Here is a 22,569-nt window from a genome sequence, read left to right as displayed (position 1 = left end):
TCTCTTGACTCAGCGATCCTGACGGGCAGGATGGTGAGAATCAGAGGGACTGAACGCGCTTAGCCAGCTTGGACTTGCGGTTAGCTGCCTGGTTGCGGTGAATAACACCCTTGGAGACAGCCTTGTCCAGCTTGCGCGAAGCAACGCGAAGAGCTTCGAGAGCTGCTTCCTTGTCGCCAGCCTCAACGGCTTCGCGGGTCTTACGGACCAGGGTCTTGAGTTCAGACTTCACAGCCTGGTTGCGGATGCGGCGCTTCTCGTTGGTGCGGATTCGCTTGATCTGAGACTTAATGTTAGCCACAGTCGGAAACTCCTTGAAAGTATGTGAGTACAGGGTCGGTGAGGGCTGTGTCTTTGCCGGGACTGGGGCGTGGGGACACCCGCAAACGGCTAGGACCAGACCCCCTGCCCGACCAGGCATGGGAGTCCGACGAACAAGATTACCAGCGTTGGGGGTGGCATCCAAGCCTGTAGCTCACCTTGGGACGTGAATGCAGTCACGCCAAAGTGTTATGGGTTATCCACAGGCGGGTGAATGTGCTTCTTTTTCGTATCAGTTCATGTCAGTCTAATAAGGTACGTTTACTTGTAGAGGGAGAAATTTATGCACACGCTACATCGCTCACCCTTGACGGTCGCAGAACTCTTGAGCCAATTCACTCAGGCCATCCATGCAGGTGACGCTGGCCATTACGAGGACGCTATCGAACTGACCTGCGAGCTGCTCAATGACCAGCGCATCCGCCCCGAAGACCGAGGCCGCTTCTACCGCTACCTCATTCAATGGTCAGTTGAATGCGGGAATCCCTCGCAAGCCCGTTTTTACGCCAGCCAAGCCGTGCGCGAACTTAAAGGCACGCTTGGAGCAACGCATGAAATGACTCTTCAACTACGTTCATCTGAACTCTTCTGGATGTGTGAGTCGGGCATGGCTGACATCGCACATCGTCGCTTCCCTGACCTCATTCGTGACGTGGAAGAACACCTTGAACCTCGTCATGAATTGCGATGGGCCGTGCTCATGAACGCTGTCATCCCTTTAAAACAACAGGGGAACTTCACCCGGGCGGCCCAACGCTATGAGCGCATCCTTGGCTCAATGCGCCGCCGTCCTCCCCGCGACCCGCTGACACTGATCCTCGCCCGTGACAACTACGCTGAGCTTCTTGCTTGTGCAGGTAACTATGAACGTTCCCTCGAACAATATGGTTCTCTCCTCGAAGACGTCAGTGCAGTATTTGGAGAACGCGACCCTCGTACCCTCATGCTGCGCAACCGGATAGCCGGCGTCCGCTTCGACGCCGGCCAGGATGAGGAAGCATGGGAGGAATGGACTGTGTTACTTCCTGTCTTCGATGACGTGTGTGGACCGAGCCATCCAGAAAGCGCGCGCCTTCGCAGCCTCTGCCTTCTTCATGCTCTTGAACAGGGAAAGGAAGAAGAAGCCCTCGGTCATGCTGAGACCTTATTGGCTTTCCCTCGCGAAGATTCGGATGAGAGTGATCAGGCAATGATTCGTGCAGTTATTGCCGAATTGCGAGGCGAGGCGCCCGCTGCTGAAAGTGACCAGGATGGACAGCAAAGCGAGTGGGAGCCCGGTCAGAGTTTCTACGCCCCTGATCAATGCCCGTGCGCCCTGTGTAGCGGGGATAGAGCGGCATAGTGGGCTGGTAGCGGGCGAGGGAGTAGCGGGCAGGGAAGGAAGCGTTGCTTCATTCTCCTAAGGGGCGTGAGGCGTCCTCACGATGAAGGGGAGTTCGCCCGAACGACGCAGGCGTGAAGCTGGACGTCGCCGAGCTTCCCTTGCGATGTGGAAAGAGTATGTGCGGGTCTGGGTGTGGATCATCGGGGTGTTTGGCAAATGCAGTGCGCCTCACATGCCAAGGCGTAGTCACAGGTGGAATCTCGACTGTAAAAAATGGGACGATAAGGGGGTCCATACCATTTGACGGAGGAATTCCTTGTCCCCCATTCCTACGCCTGCACAGCAGTCGGCAATCCGCCCCGCTGCGACACCCCAGGAACTGATTCGTAACTTCTGCATCATTGCCCACATTGACCACGGTAAATCAACCCTGGCTGACCGCATGTTGCAGCTCACCGGCATTGTCGAAACCCGCGACATGCGCGACCAGTACCTGGATCGCATGGATATTGAACGCGAACGTGGCATCACCATTAAGTCCCAGGCTGTGCGTATGCCCTGGGGCGTGGGGGACCAAGCCTACGCGCTCAACATGATTGACACGCCCGGTCACGTCGACTTCACCTACGAGGTGTCCCGCTCGCTGGCCGCCTGCGAGGGTGCGGTGTTGCTGGTGGACGCCGCCCAAGGCATTGAAGCCCAGACCTTGGCCAACCTGTACCTGGCTATGGAAAACGACCTGGCGATCATCCCGGTCCTCAACAAGATTGACCTTCCGGGTGCTCAACCTGAAAAGTACGCTGCAGAAATCGCCTCGCTTATTGGTGTGGACGAGTCCGAGGTTCTGCGCGTCTCGGGTAAGACCGGCGAGGGAGTCCCCGGACTGCTCGACCGCATCGTCGAGGTCGTCCCCGCACCCTCAGGTGACCCTGATGCGGCCACCCGCGCCATGATCTTCGACTCCGTCTACGACACCTACCGTGGCGTGGTCACGTATGTGCGTGTGGTGGACGGCATGCTCTCAACCCGCGCCCGTATCAAGATGCTCTCCACCGGTGCCACCCACGAACTGCTGGAGATCGGCGTGATCTCACCCGAGCCCACGCCCTCGCAAGGCATTGGTGCCGGTGAGGTCGGCTACCTCATTACCGGCGTGAAGGATGTGCGCCAATCTAAGGTGGGTGACACCGTCACCGCTGCCGTGCGCGGCGCCACCGAGCCCCTGGCCGGTTACGAGGAACCCAAGCCCATGGTGTTCTCCGGTATCTACCCGGTGGACGGCTCAGACTTCCCCAACCTGCGTGACGCCCTCGAAAGGCTGCAACTCAATGACGCTGCCCTGACCTACGAGCCCGAATCCTCTGCAGCCCTTGGCTTTGGTTTCCGCTGCGGCTTCCTGGGCCTACTGCACTTGGAGATCGTGCGCGAACGCCTGGAGCGCGAATTCAACCTTGACCTTATTGCTACCGCCCCGAACGTGATCTACAACGTCAAGAGCGAAGATGGCACCGTTACTCGGGTAGATAACCCCTCCGAGTATCCCGAGGGCAAGATTGCAGAGGTGCGCGAACCTATCGTTAACGCCACCGTGCTTACCCCCACCGAGTTCACCGGTGCCGTGATGGAACTGTGCCAGGAACGTCGTGGTTCCCTCAAGGGAATGGACTACCTCTCCGAAGACCGCGTGGAAATCCACTACACGCTGCCACTGGCAGAAATCGTCTTTGACTTCTTCGACCACCTTAAATCGCGCACCCGCGGCTATGCCTCGCTGGATTACCACGAGGCAGGCGAGCAAAGCGCTGACCTGGTGAAGGTTGACATTCTTCTCAACGGTGAACGCGTTGATGCTTTCAGTGCCATCGTCCATAAGGACGCCGCTTACGCCTACGGCCAGCGCATGACCAAGCGCCTGAAGGAACTCATCCCCAGGCAGCAATTCGAAATCCCTGTGCAGGCTGCTGTGGGGGCGCGCGTGATCGCCCGCGAAACCATTAAGGCCCTGCGTAAGGACATGCTGGCTAAGTGTTACGGCGGCGATATCTCGCGTAAGCGCAAGCTGCTGGAAAAGCAGAAGGAAGGCAAGAAACGAATGAAGTCCATTGGGCGCGTGGATGTGCCCCAAGAGGCCTTCATCGCCGCGCTGACCTCTGACGTGCCTACCGGAAAGAAGTAGGGACGCCATGACAGGTCAGCACAACGACCAAGGTCGCGCGCAAGAACAGGCACAGACGCAGGAATCGACACTGGCGCCAGTAGCCGACGAGGGGGCAGAGCTTTCACCTCTGCATCATGTCGATAGCACCCCCGAAACAGGGCAGGACGGCGACGTGTTCTTCGCGCGCACGAAATCCTTTACCCGCCGCCAGCGCGCTATTCCCCAAAACCTTGAGCGGACTATGGCCCAGCATGCTGAACGCTATGTGGTGCCCGTGCGACGCTCGGTGGGGTGGACCACGGTGGCCGCAGACTTCCGCATCGACCCGGCGGAGCTTTTCGGCCGCGAAGCGCCCCTGACCATTGAAATTGGTCCGGGTACGGGCGAACAGGTGGTAGCTGCCGCGAAACGCTGGCCCGAGCGTAACTTCTTAGCCTTTGAGGTCTATCAGCCAGGCATTGCCAAGCTCGTCTCGCGTGCAGTGGCCGAGGGCGTGACGAATGTGCGCGTCATTGAGGCCGACGCCCAGCAGGCGCTGCCTATTGTTTTGCCTGATGCCAGTGTTGATGAGATCTGGACCTTCTTCCCTGACCCGTGGCGTAAAGCCCGTCACCGTAAGCGCCGACTGGTCAGTGATGACTTCGCTCTGGAGGTCAGCCGCCTGCTGGTTGATGGTGGCGTGTGGCGTGTGGCCACCGACTGGGATGATTACGCCTGGCAGATGCGTGATGTGATTGAGGCCTGCCCGCTGTTGGAAAACCCTCATGCAGGTGAGCGCCCTGACCCGAACGATCCCGAGGGTGACCGCGGTGGTTTCGCTCCCCGTTTTGAGGGACGTATCGTCACTCACTTTGAAACCCGTGGGCATGATGCGGGGCGCGTCGCGCATGACGTGGTGGGGGTTCGTCTACCGCGCGGTGCTGAACATGCTCCAACAGTGAGCGAGTAGCTTCGTGGCACCCAGCTTGCCTGAAGGCATTGTCTGGCCTGAGGACGGTCGCCTTGACCCGCAGCGCGTTGAGGCCGAGGCCGCGCGTCCTTTCAGCGTCTACCTGCATGTTCCCTTCTGTACGGTGCGCTGCGGGTACTGTGACTTCAATACCTACACCACAGGCTTTGGCCCGGGTGCCGACCGCGCAAGCTACGCGGACACGGCACTGGCAGAAATGCGCCTGGCCGAAAGGGTCCTTGACGACGCTGGAGTTGGCGGGCGTCCAGCCTCGACGGTCTTCTTTGGGGGAGGTACGCCCACCCTGTTACCTGCTGCGGATCTGGCCCGTCTGCTAGAGGGTGTGCATGAACACTTTGGCTTAAGCGAGGACGCGGAAGTAACCAGCGAGGCCAACCCTGAAACCGTCACGCCCGAGTACCTGCAGATGTTGGCTGAGGCTGGTTTTACGCGCGTGTCGATTGGTATGCAGTCGGCTGTGCCGCATGTGCTGGCGACCCTTGATCGCACTCATACTCCAGAGCGAGTGCCCCAGGTTGTCCAGTGGGCAAAGGATGCGGGCTTGGATATTTCTGTTGACCTCATCTACGGCACTCCGGGGGAGAGCTTGGAGGATTGGCGGACCTCGCTTGAAGCGGCGATCTCGATGACGCCAGATCACATCAGCGCCTATGCCCTTGTCGTTGAGGAAGGCACGAAGATGGGCGCGCAGGTAGCGCGTGGAGAACTGCCCACCCCTGATCCTGATGATGAGGCCGATAAGTACGAGCTGGCTGACGAGATGCTCGCTTCGGCGGGTTATCGCTGGTATGAGATTTCAAACTTTGCGCGTGTTGAGGCTGAAGAACGCGCGTCTGACGAGGCCGGGGCGGGCAGCGCTTTAGAGACTCCTCTTGCCCCAACTCAACTACGTCATGCTTCTCGTCATAACCTTGCCTACTGGCGTGACTGGGATTGGTGGGGGATTGGCCCTGGCGCGCACTCGCATGTGGGGGCGTTGCGCTGGTGGAATGTCAAGCACCCCCGCGCCTACGCTGGACGTTTAGGCGCTGGACACTCTCCGGCTGCAGCCGGAGAGGTGTTAGATGCACAAACGCGCGAGCTTGAACGCGTCATGCTGGCCGTGCGTACGGCTGAGGGGATCGATATCGACGCCACTGTTGCGAGAGAAACCATTGCGGGACTCATTGCTGATGGGCTAATTGATGGAGCCGCGGCAGTGCATGGCCGGGCAGTGTTAACCCTACGAGGTCGACTTTTAGCCGATTACGTCACACACCGCCTGATGGGGAACTAGGTGTGAAGGGCGCACTGCTCATGTGGCTGCGCTAAAGAAAGGCATAGAGGGCCTAAAGGGTGCACAGCAACGTCCGCACACATGGGTTCCTTTCTGTCGCAAAAACGGGGTGCCGGGCCTAGGCTTGTACATGTATAAGTCATTGAGAATGAAGGAGAAATCATGACTGACATGACAGACCACGGCCCTAAGCCTTATGTCGTCGACATTGAGAAGGTAACCCTGGAAAACACCAACTACCGCACGACCATCTGGACGGGCACGAACCTGCAGCTCACCGTCATGTCGATCCTGCCCGGCCATGATATTGGCCTGGAGGTCCACGAAGATCACGACCAGTTCCTTCGCGTTGAAGAAGGCAAGGGTCGCGTGCAGATGGGTCCTGCTGAGGATCAGTTGACCTTCGATGTCGTTGCTGAAGATGACGATGCGATCTTCATTCCCGCCGGCTCCTGGCACAACGTGACCAACGTGGGCGATGAGCCCCTCAAGGTCTACTCCATCTACTCTCCGCCTGAGCATGAGCACGGTACCGTGCACGTGACCTACGAAGAGGCCATGGAGGCTGAGGCCGAACACCACGGTCATCACTGAGCGTTGAGCTAGTTCTTCAGGAAGGACGCTCCCAACTTCCATCACAGCGGCCTATTCGCGCGTAGCTGTGAGGTAGAGGTTGGGAGCCTCCTTTTTGCCGCGCCCTCGGGGGAAGAGGGACCGTTGCGCCCAGAAAAAATCGAGGAAACCGTATCCAAAATGTGACCTATTTGGCTTGCGTGTGCTTTTCCTCTGAGTGACACTAGAAACACCCCACTGATAAAACGTTTTACCTCACGTGATTCAGCCGAAAAGGTCAGACAAATTCAGAAAGGGGAACACTCATCACGAGGACGTGAAAGGAGAGCACCAATGGGCGCACGCGTTACCATCGCAGACGTCGCCGCACGAGCTGGCGTGTCCATCTCCACTGTGTCTCTGGTCCTCAACAACAAGCCCACCCGAATCTCTGAAGAAACACGGGAACGGGTACGCCAAGCGGCCCAAGACATTGGATACAGCCCCAATAAGGTTGCCCAGGGTCTTCGCCGCCGCCTCACTCACACCCTCGGCCTGATCTCTGACTCCATCGCCACGACCCCCTACGCCGGACAGATGCTTGCAGGAGCACAAGATGTCGCCCGCGAAAACGGCTATATGCTCTTTTTCGTCGATACGGGTGCTGATGCGGAGATCGAAGAACAGGCGCTCTCCCAAATGCAGGCTCAGCAGGTCGATGCCCTCATTTTCGCCGCCATGTGGCACCGCGAAGTGACGCCGCCAACCAACCTGCCCAATAAAGCGGTTTACCTCGACTGTTTCTCCCAGACATCACCTCGTCCAAGCGTCGTTCCTGACGAGATTGCAGGAGGCCGCGCCGCTGTGCAATATCTCGTCAACGCCGGTCATAGGCGAATCGCCTACGTTGATGTCGACGAAAATCCGCCACCTATCGCCTCCAAGCTGCGCCACCGCGGATACCTCGCCATTCATGAGGAAAACCACCTGCCCGTTGACCCTGCCCTCCACGTCAAAGGTGCGAGCACTCATGACGGCGGTCGTCAGGCAACAGAAAAACTACTTGCACTCCCGAAGGAAGAACGGCCCACAGCAATCTTTTGCTTCAACGACCGCATGGCCGCAGGTGTCTACACCGCTCTGCGAAGCCACGGGTTCGAAATTCCCTCCGACCTGTCCGTTGTTGGTTACGACGACCAGCAACTTGTCGCAGCCGAACTCTACCCGCCCCTGACAACCGTGGCGCTTCCGCACTACGAGATGGGCAAATGGGCCACGGAGGTTGCACTCGGAATCAGACCCCACTCGGGTACTGACCCGCCACATCTCATGCCATGCCCGCTGATTACGCGGGAATCGGTAGCCCCGCCGCCAGTAGGAGCGCCAACTCACCCCGGCGGCGAGGCCTAAGGAAACACAAGGAGATCATCCCTCCCCATCAACGGCCAGCCTCACACTGGCCGGAAAGGAACAACCATGAACCCTCGGTTCCTCAAAGCCATGGTAGTCGCCTCCGCACTGTCCATGGTTACCCTGTCCGCCTGCGCAAAAGCAGGGGAATCTGGAGGCAGCGCAGCCTCAGGCGCATCCGACGGCGCACAAACCATTCACATGTGGACCCACTCGGCAGGCAATCCCGCTGAAATCGAGGTTTACGACACCATCATCGCTGACTTCAACGCCTCCCAAGACAAGTACGTTGTCGTTCGTGAAGACTTCCCTCAAGCCTCCTACAACGACTCCATCCAGGGCGCAGCTACATCAGGCACCATGCCGTGTCTCCTCGACATGGATGGTCCCATCGTGCCGAACTGGGCATGGTCGGGATATATTCAACCCCTCGGCCTGCCCACATCAGTGACAGATCGCCTCTTGCCAACTGCTATCAGCGAGTACAAGGGTGAAATCTACGCAGCGGGCTATTGGGATGCTGCCCTGGCAATCCTGGCACGCAAGTCAGTCCTTGAGAAGAACAATATCCGCATCCCCACCATCGACCAGCCCTGGACCCTGGACGAGTTCAATGCTGCCCTCGACACTCTCCAAAAGGCAGGCTACGCCACGCCTTTGGACATTGGCGCCGAAGACAAGGGTGAATGGTGGGCATACGCCTACTCACCCATGCTGCAAAGCGCCGGAGGCGATCTCATTAACCGCGACACCATGACCAGTGCACAAGGCAGCCTCAACGGCCCAGAAGCAGTGAAGTTCTTTACCTGGTTCCAAGACGCCTTCAAAAAAGGATGGGCCTCTAACTCCGGCGCTGTTGGCAATGAAGAGTTCAACGCTGACAAGGTCGCCCTTGCCTACACCGGTGGCTGGAATGCCCAAGCTGCCTTCGAGGCCGTCGGCGATGACCTGCTGATCCTGCCCCCACCGGACTTCGGGAAGGGACCCAAGATCGGTGGTGCATCCTGGCAATGGGGAATCTCAGCTAATTGCGACAATGTTGAGGGCGCCCGCGCGTACCTTGAGTTCAGTTTCCAGGACAAGTACATCACCGAGTTCGCAGACAAGCAGATCGTCATCCCCGCAACAGCCGAGGCCGCAGCAAGCTCGAAGTATTTCGCAGAAGGTGCCCCCTTTACCCCCTTCGTCGAAAACTCCAAGAACTTCGCCCTTTTACGGCCCCAAACCCCCGCCTACGCGGTGATCTCCTCCGTCTTTGAAAAGGCCGCCAAGGACATCATGAACGGTGCCGACATCCAAACAACCCTGGATGCTGCGGTTGCCGACATTGACGCCAATATCGCATCCAACGATAACTACGGGTTCTAACGCCCCTCGGGAGCTAGCTCGCGCCGACAAACCGGCATACAGCCGCAGGCTCTATGTCGCGCGCAATGAGCTGCAGAGCGCTATGCCACCGCCGTCGCCGCGAGCTAGCCCCACCCTTGTTCTGCCTGAATGGAGTTCGCCATGTCGCACACACGCTCCGGGCAGCAAAAAAGCCACCGCCGCGAAGCCCTCATGGGCGCGGCAATGGCCAGCCCTGCCCTGATCCTGCTCATCCTCTTCATGCTGATCCCCGTGATCTTGGCGTTTGCACTGTCCTTCACCAACGCCCGCCTCATCTCCCCCCAACCACCACGATTCGTCGGACTCGATAACTTCATCCGCGCCTTTACCTCGGACCCCGTGTTCCTCAAATCCCTTGTGAACACCTTTATCTTCGCCGCCGTCATCGTGCCCGTACAGGCTGGATTCGGCCTGTTCCTGGCCATCCTCGTCAATCAAAAACTACGAGGCATCACATGGTTCCGCGTCATCTTCTTCATCCCCGTTGTCACCTCCATCGTGGTGGTGTCGATCCTATGGAAGTTCCTCTACCGTCAAGAGGGACTGATCAACTCCATGCTCGACACCTTGACCTTTGGCTATTGGAACGGACCGAACTGGCTAAACGACCCTTCAACCGCCCTTCCAGCCATCATCTTCATGTCCATCTGGCAAGCCGTCGGCTTCCACATGCTCATCTGGCTTTCTGGACTCCAGACCATCCCTGAAGAACTCTACGAAGCAGCCAAGATGGACGGCGCAACGACCTGGCAACAATTCGTCAACGTCACCTGGCCCGGCCTCAAAACCACACGCGTCTTTGTCCTCATCCAAATCACGATTGCCGCCCTTGGCCTCTTCGTCCAACCCGATGTGATGACCCAAGGCGGCCCCGTTAACGCCACCAGCACACTGGTCTACCACGCTGTTCGTAAGGGCTACCGCGAGCTTGAAACTGGCTACGGCGCCACCATCTCGCTCATCTTCTTCATCCTGGTGCTCATCATCGCCTTGATCCAGCACTACCTCACTCGGGAAAAGAACTGACCATGACCACCATGACCTCCCCGCGTATCCCCGCCGTGAAGCGCGACTCTGAAAGCGCCGCCCGCCAAAGCAAACGTGTTTTCTCCTACCTGGTGCTGCTCGGACTCGCCGTTTTCTTCCTTTTTCCCCTGGTCTTCATGTTTGTCTCGAGCGTCAAGCCTGACACTCAGATCATCTCGGACATGGACTCCATACGAGCCTTCCTGCCAGTAGGGGATATCTCCCTCGACAACTACTACGGAGTGTTCACGCGAGTCCCCGTTGCACAGTTCCTCATGAACTCACTGCTGGTGACGATCCTGACTGTCGTGCTGGGCCTCTTCATCAACTCAATGTGCGCCTTCGCCCTGTCACGCATGGAATGGAAAGGGAAAGGAATAGCCTTCGCTTTCATTATCGCCACCCTCATCGTCCCCTTTGAAACCATTGCCGTTCCCATGGTCTACTGGGTGTCACGCCTGCCGATCCTCGTCTGGGAAGACGGAATGGTGAAGTACGACTTCGGGTGGATGAATACCTATGGCGTACAGATTATTCCCTTTATCGCCAACGCCTTTTCTATCTTCCTCTTCGCCCAATACTTCAAGACCATTCCCACCTCGCTGGACGAGGCCGCCCGCATCGACGGAGCCGGATGGTTCACGATCTACCGGCGCATCATCATGCCCCTGTCTGGCCCAGCCTTTGCGACCGTTGCGATCCTGACCTTCCTACCCGCATGGAACCAGTACCTGTGGCCGCTGATGGTTGTCCAGCAGGAGAAACTTCGTCCCGTCATGGTGGGTATGCAGTACTTCTTCCAGCTCGACACCGCCTGGGGTGAGGTCATGGCCTACACCTCGTTGATCACTTTGCCGGTGCTCATCGTCTTTATGAGTTTCCAACGCGCTTTCATCCAGTCTGTCGCTGCTTCTGGCGTGAAGGGCTGAATCCGAATCCTCCTGTGAAGAAAGATCATTATGTTTGCACTTCAAGACTCGTGGGTATGGGATTTTTGGACCGCCCGCGACGGTGACACCTTCCACCTTTTCTTCCTCTATGCTTCAAAGGCCCTCCATGACCCGGAGCGGCGCCACTACCGGGCCTCCATTGGGCATGCCATCTCTACCGACCTTGTCAATTGGACGCGCATTGAGGATGCTCTCGTGCGTGAGGACGCTCCCGCTTTCGATGACCTGGCCACATGGACGGGATCCGTTGTGCAGGGCGAGGACGGGCGCTGGAACCTCTTCTACACCGGGGCAACGCTTGACCCGGAGGGGAAAAACGTGCAGCGCATCGGCCGTGCAGTCTCTGACGACCTCGTGACCTTCACCAGGGTGGCGAATAATCCGCTGCTTGAAGCCGACCCTAAGCGCCATGAAACTGTGGCCGCCGGCCTATGGCATGACGAGGCCTGCCGCGACCCCTGGGTCTACCGTGACCCTGAAGGAAAGGGGTGGCACATGCTTGTCACCGTTCGTGCAACGGAGGGAGAACCCTTCCGTCGGGCGGTAGTTGGTCACGCGTGGTCGCCTGACCTGGAGACCTGGGAGTGGCGGGATTCGCTGTCCCAGCCCATCTCTGACTTTGGTCAGTTAGAGGTGATTCAGGTTGTTGAGATTGAAGGCCGCCCCGTTGGTATCTTCTGCTGCATGGCCGGTGAAATGGCACCCGAACGACGAGGGCAGACCACGGGCGGAGTATGGGCAATGCCTGCTGACTCCCTTGTTGGGCCTTTCCATCCTGAGGATGCTTATCTCCTCACCGATCGGCGCTACTACGCGGGCAGACTCGTCAAGGATGCGCGTGGTCAATGGAATCTCATGGCGTTCCTGCACGACGGGCCTGACGGGCAGTTTGTCGGGGCTATTTCTGACCCGATGCCTGTCGCGTGGGCGGGGGAGAAGCTGACAGTGATCGACAGCAAGGAATGACATCCGTAGGGCAAGGGTAACAAGCAACGCGGCCGGTGCGATGAGAGTAGTGAAAGGGCGTTGCTCCTGATCTAGGGGTGGTGTGGCGTGCCTGAGTGCGCCACACCACCCCTGATCCGTTAGGGTTGGCCCGTGCATGACCGATACGGAACCAATATTTTCGCTCACGATCCTCACCGCGACGGGCCGAACGCGCGTCGACCTCGTTCAACGCCAATGCCCGTCGAATACGGGATGGTCCTAGAGGACGTTGCTTCGGGATGGGTGGGCGCTGTGGTGCGCGTGGAAAAGTCCGGCGGCGTACACCTGGTGGAACTTGAGGACCGTCACGGGCGTCGACGTTCCTTCCCGCTGGGGCCAGGCTTTTGGTGGGAAGGAAAACCCATTGACGCTCAACCTCCCGTTACTCCTGTACGTACCTCCACGCCTGCGCTAACCACTCCGGGTGGGCGGGCGGTGACGAACTCTGGTTCCATCGCTGGCCCGAAAGGTCCTGCGAAGGTGGCGCGTGCCAGCCGTATCTGGGTGGAAGGTCGGCACGACGCTGAACTGGTGCAGCACGTATGGGGGGATGACCTGGCGGAGGTCGGCGTCGTCGTCCAGCTCCTTGAGGGTGTGGACAATCTCGAAGCGATCCTAGAGGTTTTTTCGCCTTCAGATAGTGTGCGTGCGGGGATCCTGCTTGACCACTTGGTTCCAGGATCGAAGGAATCTCGTATTGCCCACGTTATTGAGGCCAGGTGGGGTGAGGGCGTCTTGATTGTGGGGCATCCCTTCGTTGACATTTGGCAGGCTGTGAAACCTGAACGTGTGGGCCTACAAGCCTGGCCTGACGTGCCCAAGGGAGTGGATATTAAGCACGGTACTCTGGCGGCTTTAGGGTGGCCGCATGCGTCGCAGGCGGATATTGCACTGGGCTGGAAGAGAATCCTGTCGACAGTGCGCAACTACAAAGACCTTGAGCCGGACTTGCTTGGACGCGTTGAGGCCCTCATCGACTTTGTTACTGAACCTGGAACACATTAACGCGAGAAACGTGGATGCGAGCGTGCCCGCATCACACGTCGTGCCGTGGCATTCGCCTTCAAAGAGAGTAAGATTGGCACTCGAAGAACCAGAGTGCCAAAGCTGGGCAGTCGGGTCACAATGAGATCGTTGAGTGTCGGAGGGAGGGCAAATGTCGAAGGACCGCAAACTCGATGTCCTACGCGCCATCGTCTCCGAATACGTCCGCACACGCGAGCCCGTCGGCTCGAAAGCGATTGCTGCAGGCCACGACCTCGGTGTCTCATCAGCAACAATCCGCAACGATATGGCGCTGCTTGAAGATGCCGGCTTGATCTACCAACCTCACACCTCGGCCGGACGTGTGCCCACAGACAAGGGATACAGGCTTTTCGTTGACCAACTCTCCACCCTCAAGCCCATGTCCGTGCCCGAAATCCGAGCCGTTGAAGCCTTCCTTGCCCAAAGCGTCAACCTTGACGACATTGTCCAAGGCACCGTTCGACTTCTCGCCCAAGTAACCCACCAGGTTGCCGTCGTCCAATATCCCACGACAATCTCCACCCGCCTACGGCGCGTTGATCTTGTGGACCTCACACCATTTCGTGTCCTCGTCGTTGTTATCACCGACGCTGGAGAAGTCGATGAACGCACGATTGAGAACCCCGCAGGTGTTGACGACCGGACAATTGCCTCCTTGAATCAACGCCTCAACACCGACTACCGAGGCTTCACCCCCGAACAGATCCGTGCACACGCGCAGGAGATCATCTCCGCCCACGACCCCGCTGACCAGGGCTTCGTCACCGAAGTTCTGGGCGCCGTCCTCGACCTTCTCTCCCCCCAAGTTGAATCAAAACTTGCTGTCGCAGGACTATCGAACCTCGCACGCTCAGGCGTTGACTTCCGCGATCTTGTCCCCGTGCTTGACGCCCTCGAAGAACAGGTTGTTCTCCTACGCCTCTTTGCCGAAAACGCCACAGCCGAAAAAGACGTTCACGTCACCATCGGCACCGAAAATCCCCACGATGCTCTGGCGGAAACCTCGGTCATCACCGGCACCTACACCCCAGGGGACGGGCCGATCGCTCACCTGGGAGTGGTCGGACCCACTCGAATGGACTATCCGCGCACCATGTCGACAGTTCGAGCTGTCGCAGCCTACCTCTCACGCTACTTAAACCGCTAACTCTCAACCGTTTCTAAGGACTGACACCACCTTGAAGGATTACTACGAGATTCTGGGCGTTACACGCGAAGCAACCCCGGAAGAAATCAAGAAGGCCTACCGAAAGAAGGCCCGTCAGCTTCACCCCGACTACGCTGGCCCCGAATCCGAGGAAGCCTTCAAAGACCTCTCTTTGGCCTACGAAACCCTCTCCGACCCAGAAAAGCGCCAGCTTTATGACATTGGCGGTCCTGAAGCTGCCCGTAACGGTGGCATGGGCGGTGGCGATCCTTTCGGCGCATTCGGGGATATTTTCTCGATGTTCACCGGAGGTTTTGGCGCATCAGGCCCCACGCCGCGGGCCCGGCGCGGTCAAGATCAGCTTCTTGGCGTCGACATCACCCTGGAAGAAGCAACCTTCGGTATCCACAAGGACGTCAACGTCAACACCTGGGTACGCTGCGAGGTCTGTGACGGTAGTGCCACCCAACCGGGCACCCACCCCGTCACGTGCTCGACCTGTGGCGGCAAGGGCTCAGTCAGTCGCATCCAGCGCTCCATCCTTGGTGACATTCGCACCCAGATGCCGTGCGCAACCTGTGAGGGCCACGGCACCACGATTCCCAATCCCTGCCAGGAATGCTCCGGCCAGGGGCGCGTACGAAGCCGCCGTTCCGTCACGGTGAACATTCCTGCCGGTGTTGAGCATGGGACGCGTATTCGCCTGTCGGGACAGGGCGAGGTTGGACCTTCCGGTGGGCCTGCGGGTGACCTCTACCTTGAAGTGCGTGAAAAGAAGCATGCGACCTTCACGCGTCGAGGCGATGATCTCCATACCTGGATCACCATTCCCATGACAACCGCAGCCTTGGGCACCGATTTTGACTTGCAAACTTTTGACGGGTCGGAACGTGTGACGCTTAAGCCGGGTACACAGCCAAACGACCAGGTGAGTTTGAAGGGCCTAGGTGTCGGGCACCTGAATCGTGCTGGGCGAGGCGACCTCTACGTGCACATCAACGTCGAAATCCCCACCAAACTTGATGCGCGCTCAGTGGAACTGTTAACTGAATTGGCAGATATTCGCGGGGACGTGCGTATCGAACCTACTCGCAACGAACAGAGCATGTTTGAGAGGTTAAGGGATAAACTGACCGGCCAGTGAGGTTCCCTTCCTGTGGGGCTTCCCGTTAGAGCACTGTTTCAGGGCCTTGACTGGCTGCCCGGCTGGGGTGTTTTCCCGGCTTGACCGTCTGCTGGCTTGTTCGTCTACTGAGCCCGGCCGTCTACTACTCTGGTCGTCTACTGAGCCCGGCCGTCTACTGCTCCGGCCGCCGCCGCTACGAAAGGGGTTCGTGATGACTCTTCCCGTCTTTCTCGCACACGAGGCCACCCCCGCTGTGGAGACCCTGCAGGTCGGGGACTCTGTCGAGCTGGCTGGCGATGAAGGACGCCACGCGGCAAAGGTTCGTCGACTGCACGTGGGGGAGCGCCTTGACCTCGTCAACGGGCAAGGACTGCGCGTGCGCGGAGTCGTCGAAGCCGTTGACAGCTCAGCGCTGACTTTGCATGTCGAGGCCATCACCAACGAGGCGCCGCCCACACCGACGTTGGTTCTTGTCCAAGCTCTCGCAAAAGGAGGGCGCGATGAGCAAGCGGTGGAGAGCGCCACGGAGATCGGCGTCGATCACGTGCTGCCGTGGCAGGCAAATCGTTCCATTGTGAAGTGGACGGGCTCGAAAGCGGAACGCGCTCGCGCAAAATGGGAGGCGCTGACCGAGGCTGCAGCAAAGCAGTCACGCCGAGCCTGGGTGCCGACAGTTGAACCCGTAGCAGACTCAAAGGCATTGGCGCGTTGGGTGGAGAAGCTGGTGAGCGACGGGGGAATATGCCTCGTGTGCCACGAGGAGGGCAACGAAACCCTCGTGGAGTATCTCCAGCAGAACGAGGGGGACAAGTCACCCGTGCACGAGGCTACGGCTATCGCTGTGATCGTCGGCCCTGAAGGCGGCATTGACGAGGGAGAACTTGCCGCCCTGCGCGAGGCCGGAGCCTCCGTCGTGCTTTTGGGCCCTCACGTCCTGCGCTCATCGAGTGCAGGAGCCGCTGCCCTGACCTTGTTGAGTGCGGCAACGGGCCGCTGGTAGAAGCGACGCGTCAGACTTCAGGATCGGGAGTCTGCGCTTGGTGAGCCGTGCTTTCAGAATCCTCGCTGGTCGGCTCGGCAGTGTCCTTGGCAGCAAGTTTCTTCTTCTCTAACTGGTAGTCGAAGGCGAAGAGTCCAAAGAAGGCTGCGGCAATCAGCAGGAGTAGGCCGCTGGGGAGAGTCAGTCCTGTTTTCATGATGCTGGAGGCACCTGAGAACAGGAAGTACACGCCAGCCATCACCATAATGACCTGCATGAAACGGAAGGGACTTTGGGGCGACATCGGTGTTGTCCTCGCAATGAAGTGGTGGAGTCGGATCAATGGTCATTATCCCCTATATCGGTGGGAAAGATAGGAGCGCTCAAAAGCTGCAGACTCGGCGGATGAGGGGACACGTGCGATCACGCTCAGTCGGAGTACCAGGGCTCGGTGTGCCCGCTAGGATGGTTGGTGGTGATTCTTTGTGTGAAGTGAATCGCCTACTGTTTCCTGCGTGATAAACGAAGGTTGTTTGATGAAGCTTTCGGATGCCAATCTTGATGATCTTCAAGGTATGCCTGATGTCGATTTCGATTTTGGGGTGTCGTCCGCGTTGGTGGCGGCTTTCCGGGCGGCGGCGTCGAAGCTTGAGGGGCAGCAGGGCTCTCGGGTGTTGTTCCGGCGGAATGCGGGGGAGGGGTTTGAGGGTTTTTACGCTCAGCGTTTTTTGGTGAATGGCACAACGCAGATGAGCGATTGTGGGGAGATTGTCTCTCATTTGCGGCTGGCGGCTTCTAAGGTTGAGCGTTTGGAGGAGTTGGCTCGGGAGGAGAATAATCGTCGTCGTCTTGCGCGGGAGTGGGCGCAGAGGCGAGCTGAGCGTAACGCGTTGCAGGCGTTTATTGAGGACCATATTTTGTGGAGTGAGCCTCCGCCTTTTTCTTCTATTGATACGGCGGGACGAGGGCCGTCTGAAAGCGTGCCTGCTCCTGCGGCTGGGATGAGGGAGGTTCCCCAGCAGGGGTCGGGTGCGGGTGGTACTTCGTCTGCTGTTCCGGATAAGCTTCGTTCTTTCTCATCGTCGACTCGTGGGGCTGATCAGGAGCTGTCGTGGGTTCCAGGGAATCTTGAGTCGCATTGTTCGTCTTTTGCGTCGGCGTGTCGTTGGGCGAGTTTGGATGCTTCAAGTGTGATTTCGGGGTTGCGTCGGTGGCTGGCTGATAATGAGAGTGAAGCGAAGTGGATTGATGTCGTCGCTGATGCTTTTGAGCGAGCGGGTTCGGCTGGTGAGCTTTCGACTTTGCCTAATGAGGCTCTCGCGGCCGCGATGGCTGCTGCGGGCGTGAGTGATACTCGCGAGGATATTGTTATTACTCCTGCTGTTGCTTTTGGTTCTCCTCCGACGACGGGTTATTGTGACGATCCGATTAATGCTGCTACGGGTAATTTCCTTGAAAATGAGGAGGATCTGAGTTTTAGCGGTGTTGCGGCTTCTTTGTCGTTGCGGCGTTCGTATTCGTCGATGAACACCAGCGTGGGTGCTTTTGGGCGGGGTTGGTCTTCGTGGTGTGATGCGCGCCTTGTGTTGACTGAGGAAGCTGCTGAGCTGACTGTTTTTGATGGTCGCCTTATTCTTTTCCCACGTTTTGGGCGGGGATGGGAGCGCGCCCGGGGGGAGAACTTATGGTGTGAGGCGCTTGATGCGGGCGGGTATGTGGTCTCTTCGGCGTGGGGGTTGCGCTGGGTTTTTGACGCTCGTGGTGTGCTTGTGTCAGCTTCCGAAGGAGCGGGGACGTGTATTGAGTTTGAGCGTTTCAGTGATGGCCGGATTTCTTCGGTTCGTCATGAGTATGGTCGACGGGTAACCTTGTCGTGGGATGATGCTGGTGATCGGGTTATCCGCGCTGAAAGCAGTGATGGCCGGGTGGTTGACTATTCCTATGATCATGCGGGGCGCTTGGTTGGCGTGCATGCGGGGGCAGGGGCGCGCCGTTATGAGTGGAATGATGAGGATCTGATTAGCGCTGTCATTGATGCTGACGGCGTAGTTGAAGCACGTAATACCTACGATGAGCATGCGCGTGTGGTCACTCAGTGTTCGTCTTTTGGCCGGACCACCCACTTGACCTACCTGCCTGGCGGGGTGACGGTGAGTGCTGACGCGGACGGTTCACGTCATAACACGTGGATTCATGATCGCAAGGGGCGTCTGATTGGCCTGGTTGATGCGGATGGGCGTCGTCAATCGACAAGTTATGACGGGTCGGGTAACCCTGTTGTGGTTACTCGGCGGGATGGGCAGTCAACGGTTTTCCTTTACGATGAGCGAGGCCGTAAAACGTTGCAGCAGGAGCCTTCAGGGGCGCGCACCGTGTGGGAGTATGACGAGTGCGACCGCGTGGTGTGTGTGCGTAGAGCGCCTTCTGCTCACGCGACTGAGGATGAGTGTGCGATCACTCGGATGGAGTATGAGGGTGAGGGGCGTCATCCTTGGCGCATTGTGGATGCCGAGGGTGGCGTGAGTGTGTTGGAGTGGGAAGGGCCGCTGCTGCGTCGTATTACTGACCCGGTGGGCGTGAGCGTGTCCTTTGCGTATAACTCTTTTGGTGAGTTGGTTGCGTCAACGGATGGGGCGGGAAACACTGCCCGTTTGGAGCGTGACGAGGCCGGGCGTGTTGTCGCTGCGGTGACGCCTTTGGGGAACGTCACCCGCTACCACTACCACCCTGATAGTGGCGTGTTGTTCTCGCGGGTTGATCCGACGGGGGCGCGCTGGTGTTATGAGTACAGTGCTGGTGGGCGTTTGGCGGCAACGATTGACCCTTATGGTGGTCGGCTTGAGCATGAGTATGGTGATCATGGTGAGGTTATTGCCACCCGCGACCCGCTGGGGCGTACGGTTACCCACTTGTATGACGATCTGGGCAACTTTGCTGGAGTGGAGTTGCCCGATGGGTCGACGTGGGAGTTTGGCTATGATGCTCTGTCGCGTTTGACGCATATGAGCGACCTGGGTGGTGGCCAGTGGCAGATGGGCTATGACGGTGATGGTTTCTTGGCCTCCACCGTGGACGCTACGGGGGTCACCCGCCGGGTGGAACGGAACACGTGGGGGCAGCCTACCCGCGTTGACGATGGCGATAATCCCCTTCACGCCCGTTATGACGCGTTGGGGCAGATGGTTGCCGTTGCGGGCGCTGATGGGGCTGAGTCAATTGTGCGCTATGACCGCTGCGGGCGTATGGTCGAGCAGATCGATGCTGAGGGCGGGGTGTACCTGTATGAGCGTGATGCGGCTGGCCGGCTGGTGGCGGTCACCCAGCCCACGGGCGCTACGTATCGCTACGAGTACGATCAGTGCGGGCGTTGGGTAGCGACAATCTCCACCGGCGGGAACCGCTACGAAATGATCTACGATGCGGATTCACAGATTGTGGGCGAGATCTGGCCCACTGGTGAACGCGTTGAGACCACCTTTGATGCGGCTGGGCGTATCACCTCGCGGCGCGAGCCTGGCCGGGGCACGGTACGTTTCACGTACGACAAACTCGGGCGCATGACGCGCACGAGCGACCCTTGGAACGGGAAGCGCACTTTTACCTATGACGCTGCTGGCCAGGTGCTGGCCGTGACGAACGCGTTGGGTGGGGTGACCCGTTTCGAGTACGACGACCTGGGTCACATCCACAGTGTCATTGACCCGCTAGGCAAGCGCACCAAACGCCGGTATGACCCGATGGGCAGGCTCGTATCCTCCATTGACGCGTTGGGCAGGGAAACAACCTTCACCTACGATGAGGCAGGCAGGCCCACCAGCACCACCATGCCAACCGGGCACGTCACGCGTTGGGAATACACCCCAGGCGGGCTCCCCTCACGCACCCTCGTTGATAACGAGCTGGTGGTCGAGGTAGAGCGCGACTACGCCAATCGGCAGTTAAGCATGACCGACGCGTCAGGCACTACGGTGAGCTGGCAGTGGGATAAGCGCGGACTCTTGTTGCAGCGTTTACGAGGGGGCGTGGGGGTGTCCTACACCTACGATGAGGCTGGCAGGCGCACCACCATGCGCACCCCTGACGGGTCGGTCACCACCTACTCGTATGATGCGAATAATGACATCAACGCCATCACCCACCCCAGTGTCGGGCACGTAACAATCAGCCGCGACACTCTGGGGCGCATTACCGGCGTTGACGCCAAGGGCCTGCACGCCTCATGGCAGTGGGGCCAGGGCGGGGTTGTCGCTCATGAGGTCAACCGTCATGGTTTCATTCAACGCACCCGTCTCGAACGCGACGAATCAGGCCGAGTGGTAGCCGAAGTGCGTGACGGACTGCGCGTGTCCTATGAGTATGATGCGGCTGGGCAGCTGCTAGCTACCCGAACCAATGAAGGCCTGGAGACCACCTACACCTGGGATGAGGCAGGCCGCCTGGCCTCAGAAGCCACCAATGGGGCCCTGACGCGGTATTTCTATGATGACGCAGGCCAGCTCACCACCGCCCTCACACCTTCCGGACAGCGCATCACCTACACCTACGATGAGGCAGGCAGACGCGTGCGTGAACAGGCCAACGGCTGGGAGCGCCGCTTCACCTGGGATCCACGTGGCTACCTGGCCCATATCACCACCCTCACCCACCAAGGAGACCACCCACTAGTGGCGCGTGAGTGGTGCGAGGTCGATGCCGGCGGGGAACTCGCCACAGCCAACGGTCAAACCATGTACTGGGATAGCGCCGCGCTTCTACCCACCTTAGCCCAGGTTGGCCAGCGTGTGCTGACCAACGCTTTGAACGCCCTTGCCCTGCCCGAACACGACGAAGGCCAAGGCGAGGCTCGTTGGCTGGTGCCTGACATGGATGGGCGCGGCGTGTTCACCGCCCTCACCACCGCAGGTGCAGGCGAGGGCGCGCAGGCTCAAGTCGGCCAGGGCGCCAACGCTTGGGGTGTCCACGCCGCCACCGACGGCGCACACCTCGACCCTCACACTCACACACACTCCGGCGCTGACGCATGGTCCCACACGACAAACACCCTCCTAGCCCCCACCCACACCCCCACCACAGGAAAAGACACTGTGGGAGCCCTCACCCTGACCGGCAGTGGCGGTATCAGCCTGGGCGGCATGGAATGGATGACCCAGCGCACCTACGACCCCCACACGCGCTCCTTCCTCTCCCCCGACCCCCTCCCCGCAGTGCTGGGCGCAGCCTGGGCAGCCAACCCCTACTCCTACGCAGGCAACGACCCCGTCGGCGCATCCGACCCACTAGGCCTACGTCCTGTGTCTGAAGCTGATTTGCGTGCCTATCAGCAGGCAAGTACATCGACGTTGAGTGCGGGTGTAGCAGCGGCTGGGTCGTGGTTGAAGGATAACTGGGAATACATTGCTGCTGGAGCGGTCATTGTTGCTGGCGTAGCAGTAATGTGCACAGGCGTGGGCGGCCCACTAGGGGCAGCCATGATCGGCGGAGCCCTCATGGCAGCGGGGGGCTCGATCGGATCCCAAAAATACACCACCGGCACAGTCAACTGGGGCCAAGTCGCCAAAGACGGCCTCATCGGTGGGGCTACAGGCATTATCGGCGGCGGAGCAGCAATGGCCGCTGGCCGCATGACAGCAGGAATGACCTCCTGCCTGGGGCGCAATATTCTTGTTGGCGGCGTGGAAGGCATGACTGATGGGGCCGCCTCCAACGGCCTGAACTACCTCACCAGCGGCCAACCCATCACCCTCAACGGCCTAGCCCACGCCGTTGGTGGCGGCGCCTTTGAAGGAGGGGCTTTTGGTGCGGGTGGGGGTGCGCTCACCAAAGTCACAGGCGTAGCTCGTTTTGGCTGCTTCACAGCCGACACCCCCGTAGTCATGGCTGATGGGACCACCACCCCCATCAGTCAGGTTCAAGCAGGCGATGAAATCC

The 22,569-nt window shown here is 59.1% G+C and carries 17 protein-coding genes; 15 read left to right on the top strand and 2 right to left on the bottom strand.

Annotation, left to right across the window (positions count from 1 at the left end):
* Nucleotides 1-40: 40 nt before the first annotated feature.
* Nucleotides 41-301, bottom strand: coding sequence for a 30S ribosomal protein S20 (rpsT, locus tag EII11_RS09620; protein WP_124872143.1), 261 nt, complete (start codon nt 299-301; stop codon nt 41-43).
* 303 nt (nt 302-604) lie between these two features.
* Between rpsT and EII11_RS09615 the strand changes: the two genes are divergently transcribed.
* The 14 genes from EII11_RS09615 (at nt 605) to EII11_RS09550 (ending at nt 16,662) form a co-directional block, all read left to right on the top strand.
* Nucleotides 605-1,663, top strand: coding sequence for a hypothetical protein (locus EII11_RS09615; protein WP_124872140.1), 1,059 nt, complete (start codon nt 605-607; stop codon nt 1,661-1,663).
* Nucleotides 1,664-1,961: 298 nt separating this feature from the next.
* On the top strand, nt 1,962-3,821 hold the full coding sequence (gene lepA, locus EII11_RS09610) for a translation elongation factor 4 (RefSeq protein ID WP_124872138.1): 1,860 nt from the start codon (nt 1,962-1,964) through the stop codon (nt 3,819-3,821).
* Between the two features lie 7 nt (nt 3,822-3,828).
* On the top strand, nt 3,829-4,752 hold the full coding sequence (gene trmB / locus EII11_RS09605) for a tRNA (guanosine(46)-N7)-methyltransferase TrmB (RefSeq protein WP_124872135.1): 924 nt from the start codon (nt 3,829-3,831) through the stop codon (nt 4,750-4,752).
* A 4-nt stretch (nt 4,753-4,756) separates the two neighbouring features.
* Nucleotides 4,757-6,049 carry a coproporphyrinogen-III oxidase family protein gene (locus EII11_RS09600; protein ID WP_124872133.1) on the top strand — a complete coding sequence of 431 codons (1,293 nt, stop codon included), beginning with the start codon at nt 4,757-4,759 and terminating at the stop codon, nt 6,047-6,049.
* Nucleotides 6,050-6,211: 162 nt separating this feature from the next.
* Nucleotides 6,212-6,643, top strand: coding sequence for a cupin domain-containing protein (locus EII11_RS09595; RefSeq protein WP_124872130.1), 432 nt, complete (start codon nt 6,212-6,214; stop codon nt 6,641-6,643).
* A 312-nt stretch (nt 6,644-6,955) separates the two neighbouring features.
* On the top strand, nt 6,956-8,011 hold the full coding sequence (locus EII11_RS09590) for a LacI family DNA-binding transcriptional regulator (protein ID WP_124872127.1): 1,056 nt from the start codon (nt 6,956-6,958) through the stop codon (nt 8,009-8,011).
* A 66-nt stretch (nt 8,012-8,077) separates the two neighbouring features.
* Nucleotides 8,078-9,379 (top strand): sugar ABC transporter substrate-binding protein, encoded by a 1,302-nt coding sequence (locus tag EII11_RS09585; protein ID WP_205649283.1) that lies wholly within the window; start codon nt 8,078-8,080, stop codon nt 9,377-9,379.
* 141 nt (nt 9,380-9,520) lie between these two features.
* Complete coding sequence (locus EII11_RS09580; protein WP_240623139.1) at nt 9,521-10,426, top strand: carbohydrate ABC transporter permease; 906 nt, start codon at nt 9,521-9,523, stop codon at nt 10,424-10,426.
* A gap of 2 nt (nt 10,427-10,428) precedes the next feature.
* Nucleotides 10,429-11,355, top strand: coding sequence for a carbohydrate ABC transporter permease (locus EII11_RS09575; protein ID WP_124872124.1), 927 nt, complete (start codon nt 10,429-10,431; stop codon nt 11,353-11,355).
* Nucleotides 11,356-11,385: 30 nt separating this feature from the next.
* Nucleotides 11,386-12,342, top strand: coding sequence for a glycoside hydrolase family 68 protein (locus EII11_RS09570; RefSeq protein ID WP_124872121.1), 957 nt, complete (start codon nt 11,386-11,388; stop codon nt 12,340-12,342).
* Between the two features lie 132 nt (nt 12,343-12,474).
* Nucleotides 12,475-13,368: a DUF3097 family protein gene (locus tag EII11_RS09565; RefSeq protein ID WP_124872118.1), complete on the top strand. Its 894-nt coding sequence runs from the start codon at nt 12,475-12,477 to the stop codon at nt 13,366-13,368.
* A gap of 151 nt (nt 13,369-13,519) precedes the next feature.
* Nucleotides 13,520-14,536: a heat-inducible transcriptional repressor HrcA gene (gene hrcA / locus EII11_RS09560; RefSeq protein WP_124872114.1), complete on the top strand. Its 1,017-nt coding sequence runs from the start codon at nt 13,520-13,522 to the stop codon at nt 14,534-14,536.
* Between the two features lie 31 nt (nt 14,537-14,567).
* A complete protein-coding gene (gene dnaJ / locus EII11_RS09555) occupies nt 14,568-15,680 on the top strand; it encodes a molecular chaperone DnaJ (protein WP_124872111.1) in 1,113 nt (370 codons plus the stop codon).
* A 193-nt stretch (nt 15,681-15,873) separates the two neighbouring features.
* Complete coding sequence (locus EII11_RS09550) at nt 15,874-16,662, top strand: 16S rRNA (uracil(1498)-N(3))-methyltransferase (protein ID WP_124872108.1); 789 nt, start codon at nt 15,874-15,876, stop codon at nt 16,660-16,662.
* Nucleotides 16,663-16,672: 10 nt separating this feature from the next.
* On the opposite strand, the gene EII11_RS09545 is transcribed toward EII11_RS09550, so the two are convergent.
* A complete protein-coding gene (locus EII11_RS09545; RefSeq protein ID WP_124872106.1) occupies nt 16,673-16,945 on the bottom strand; it encodes a hypothetical protein in 273 nt (90 codons plus the stop codon).
* Nucleotides 16,946-17,177: 232 nt separating this feature from the next.
* On the opposite strand from EII11_RS09545, the gene EII11_RS09540 reads away from it, so the two are divergent.
* The coding region (locus EII11_RS09540) for a DUF6531 domain-containing protein (RefSeq protein ID WP_124872104.1) at nt 17,178-22,569 on the top strand (5,392 nt) is incomplete at its 3' end.

This window comes from Schaalia canis (genome assembly GCF_003858455.1).
In the GTDB taxonomy this organism is placed as follows: Bacteria; Actinomycetota; Actinomycetes; order Actinomycetales; family Actinomycetaceae; genus Pauljensenia; species Pauljensenia canis.
Note: the sequence above shows the minus strand (reverse complement) of the source record. Positions and strands in the feature narration are given on the sequence as shown.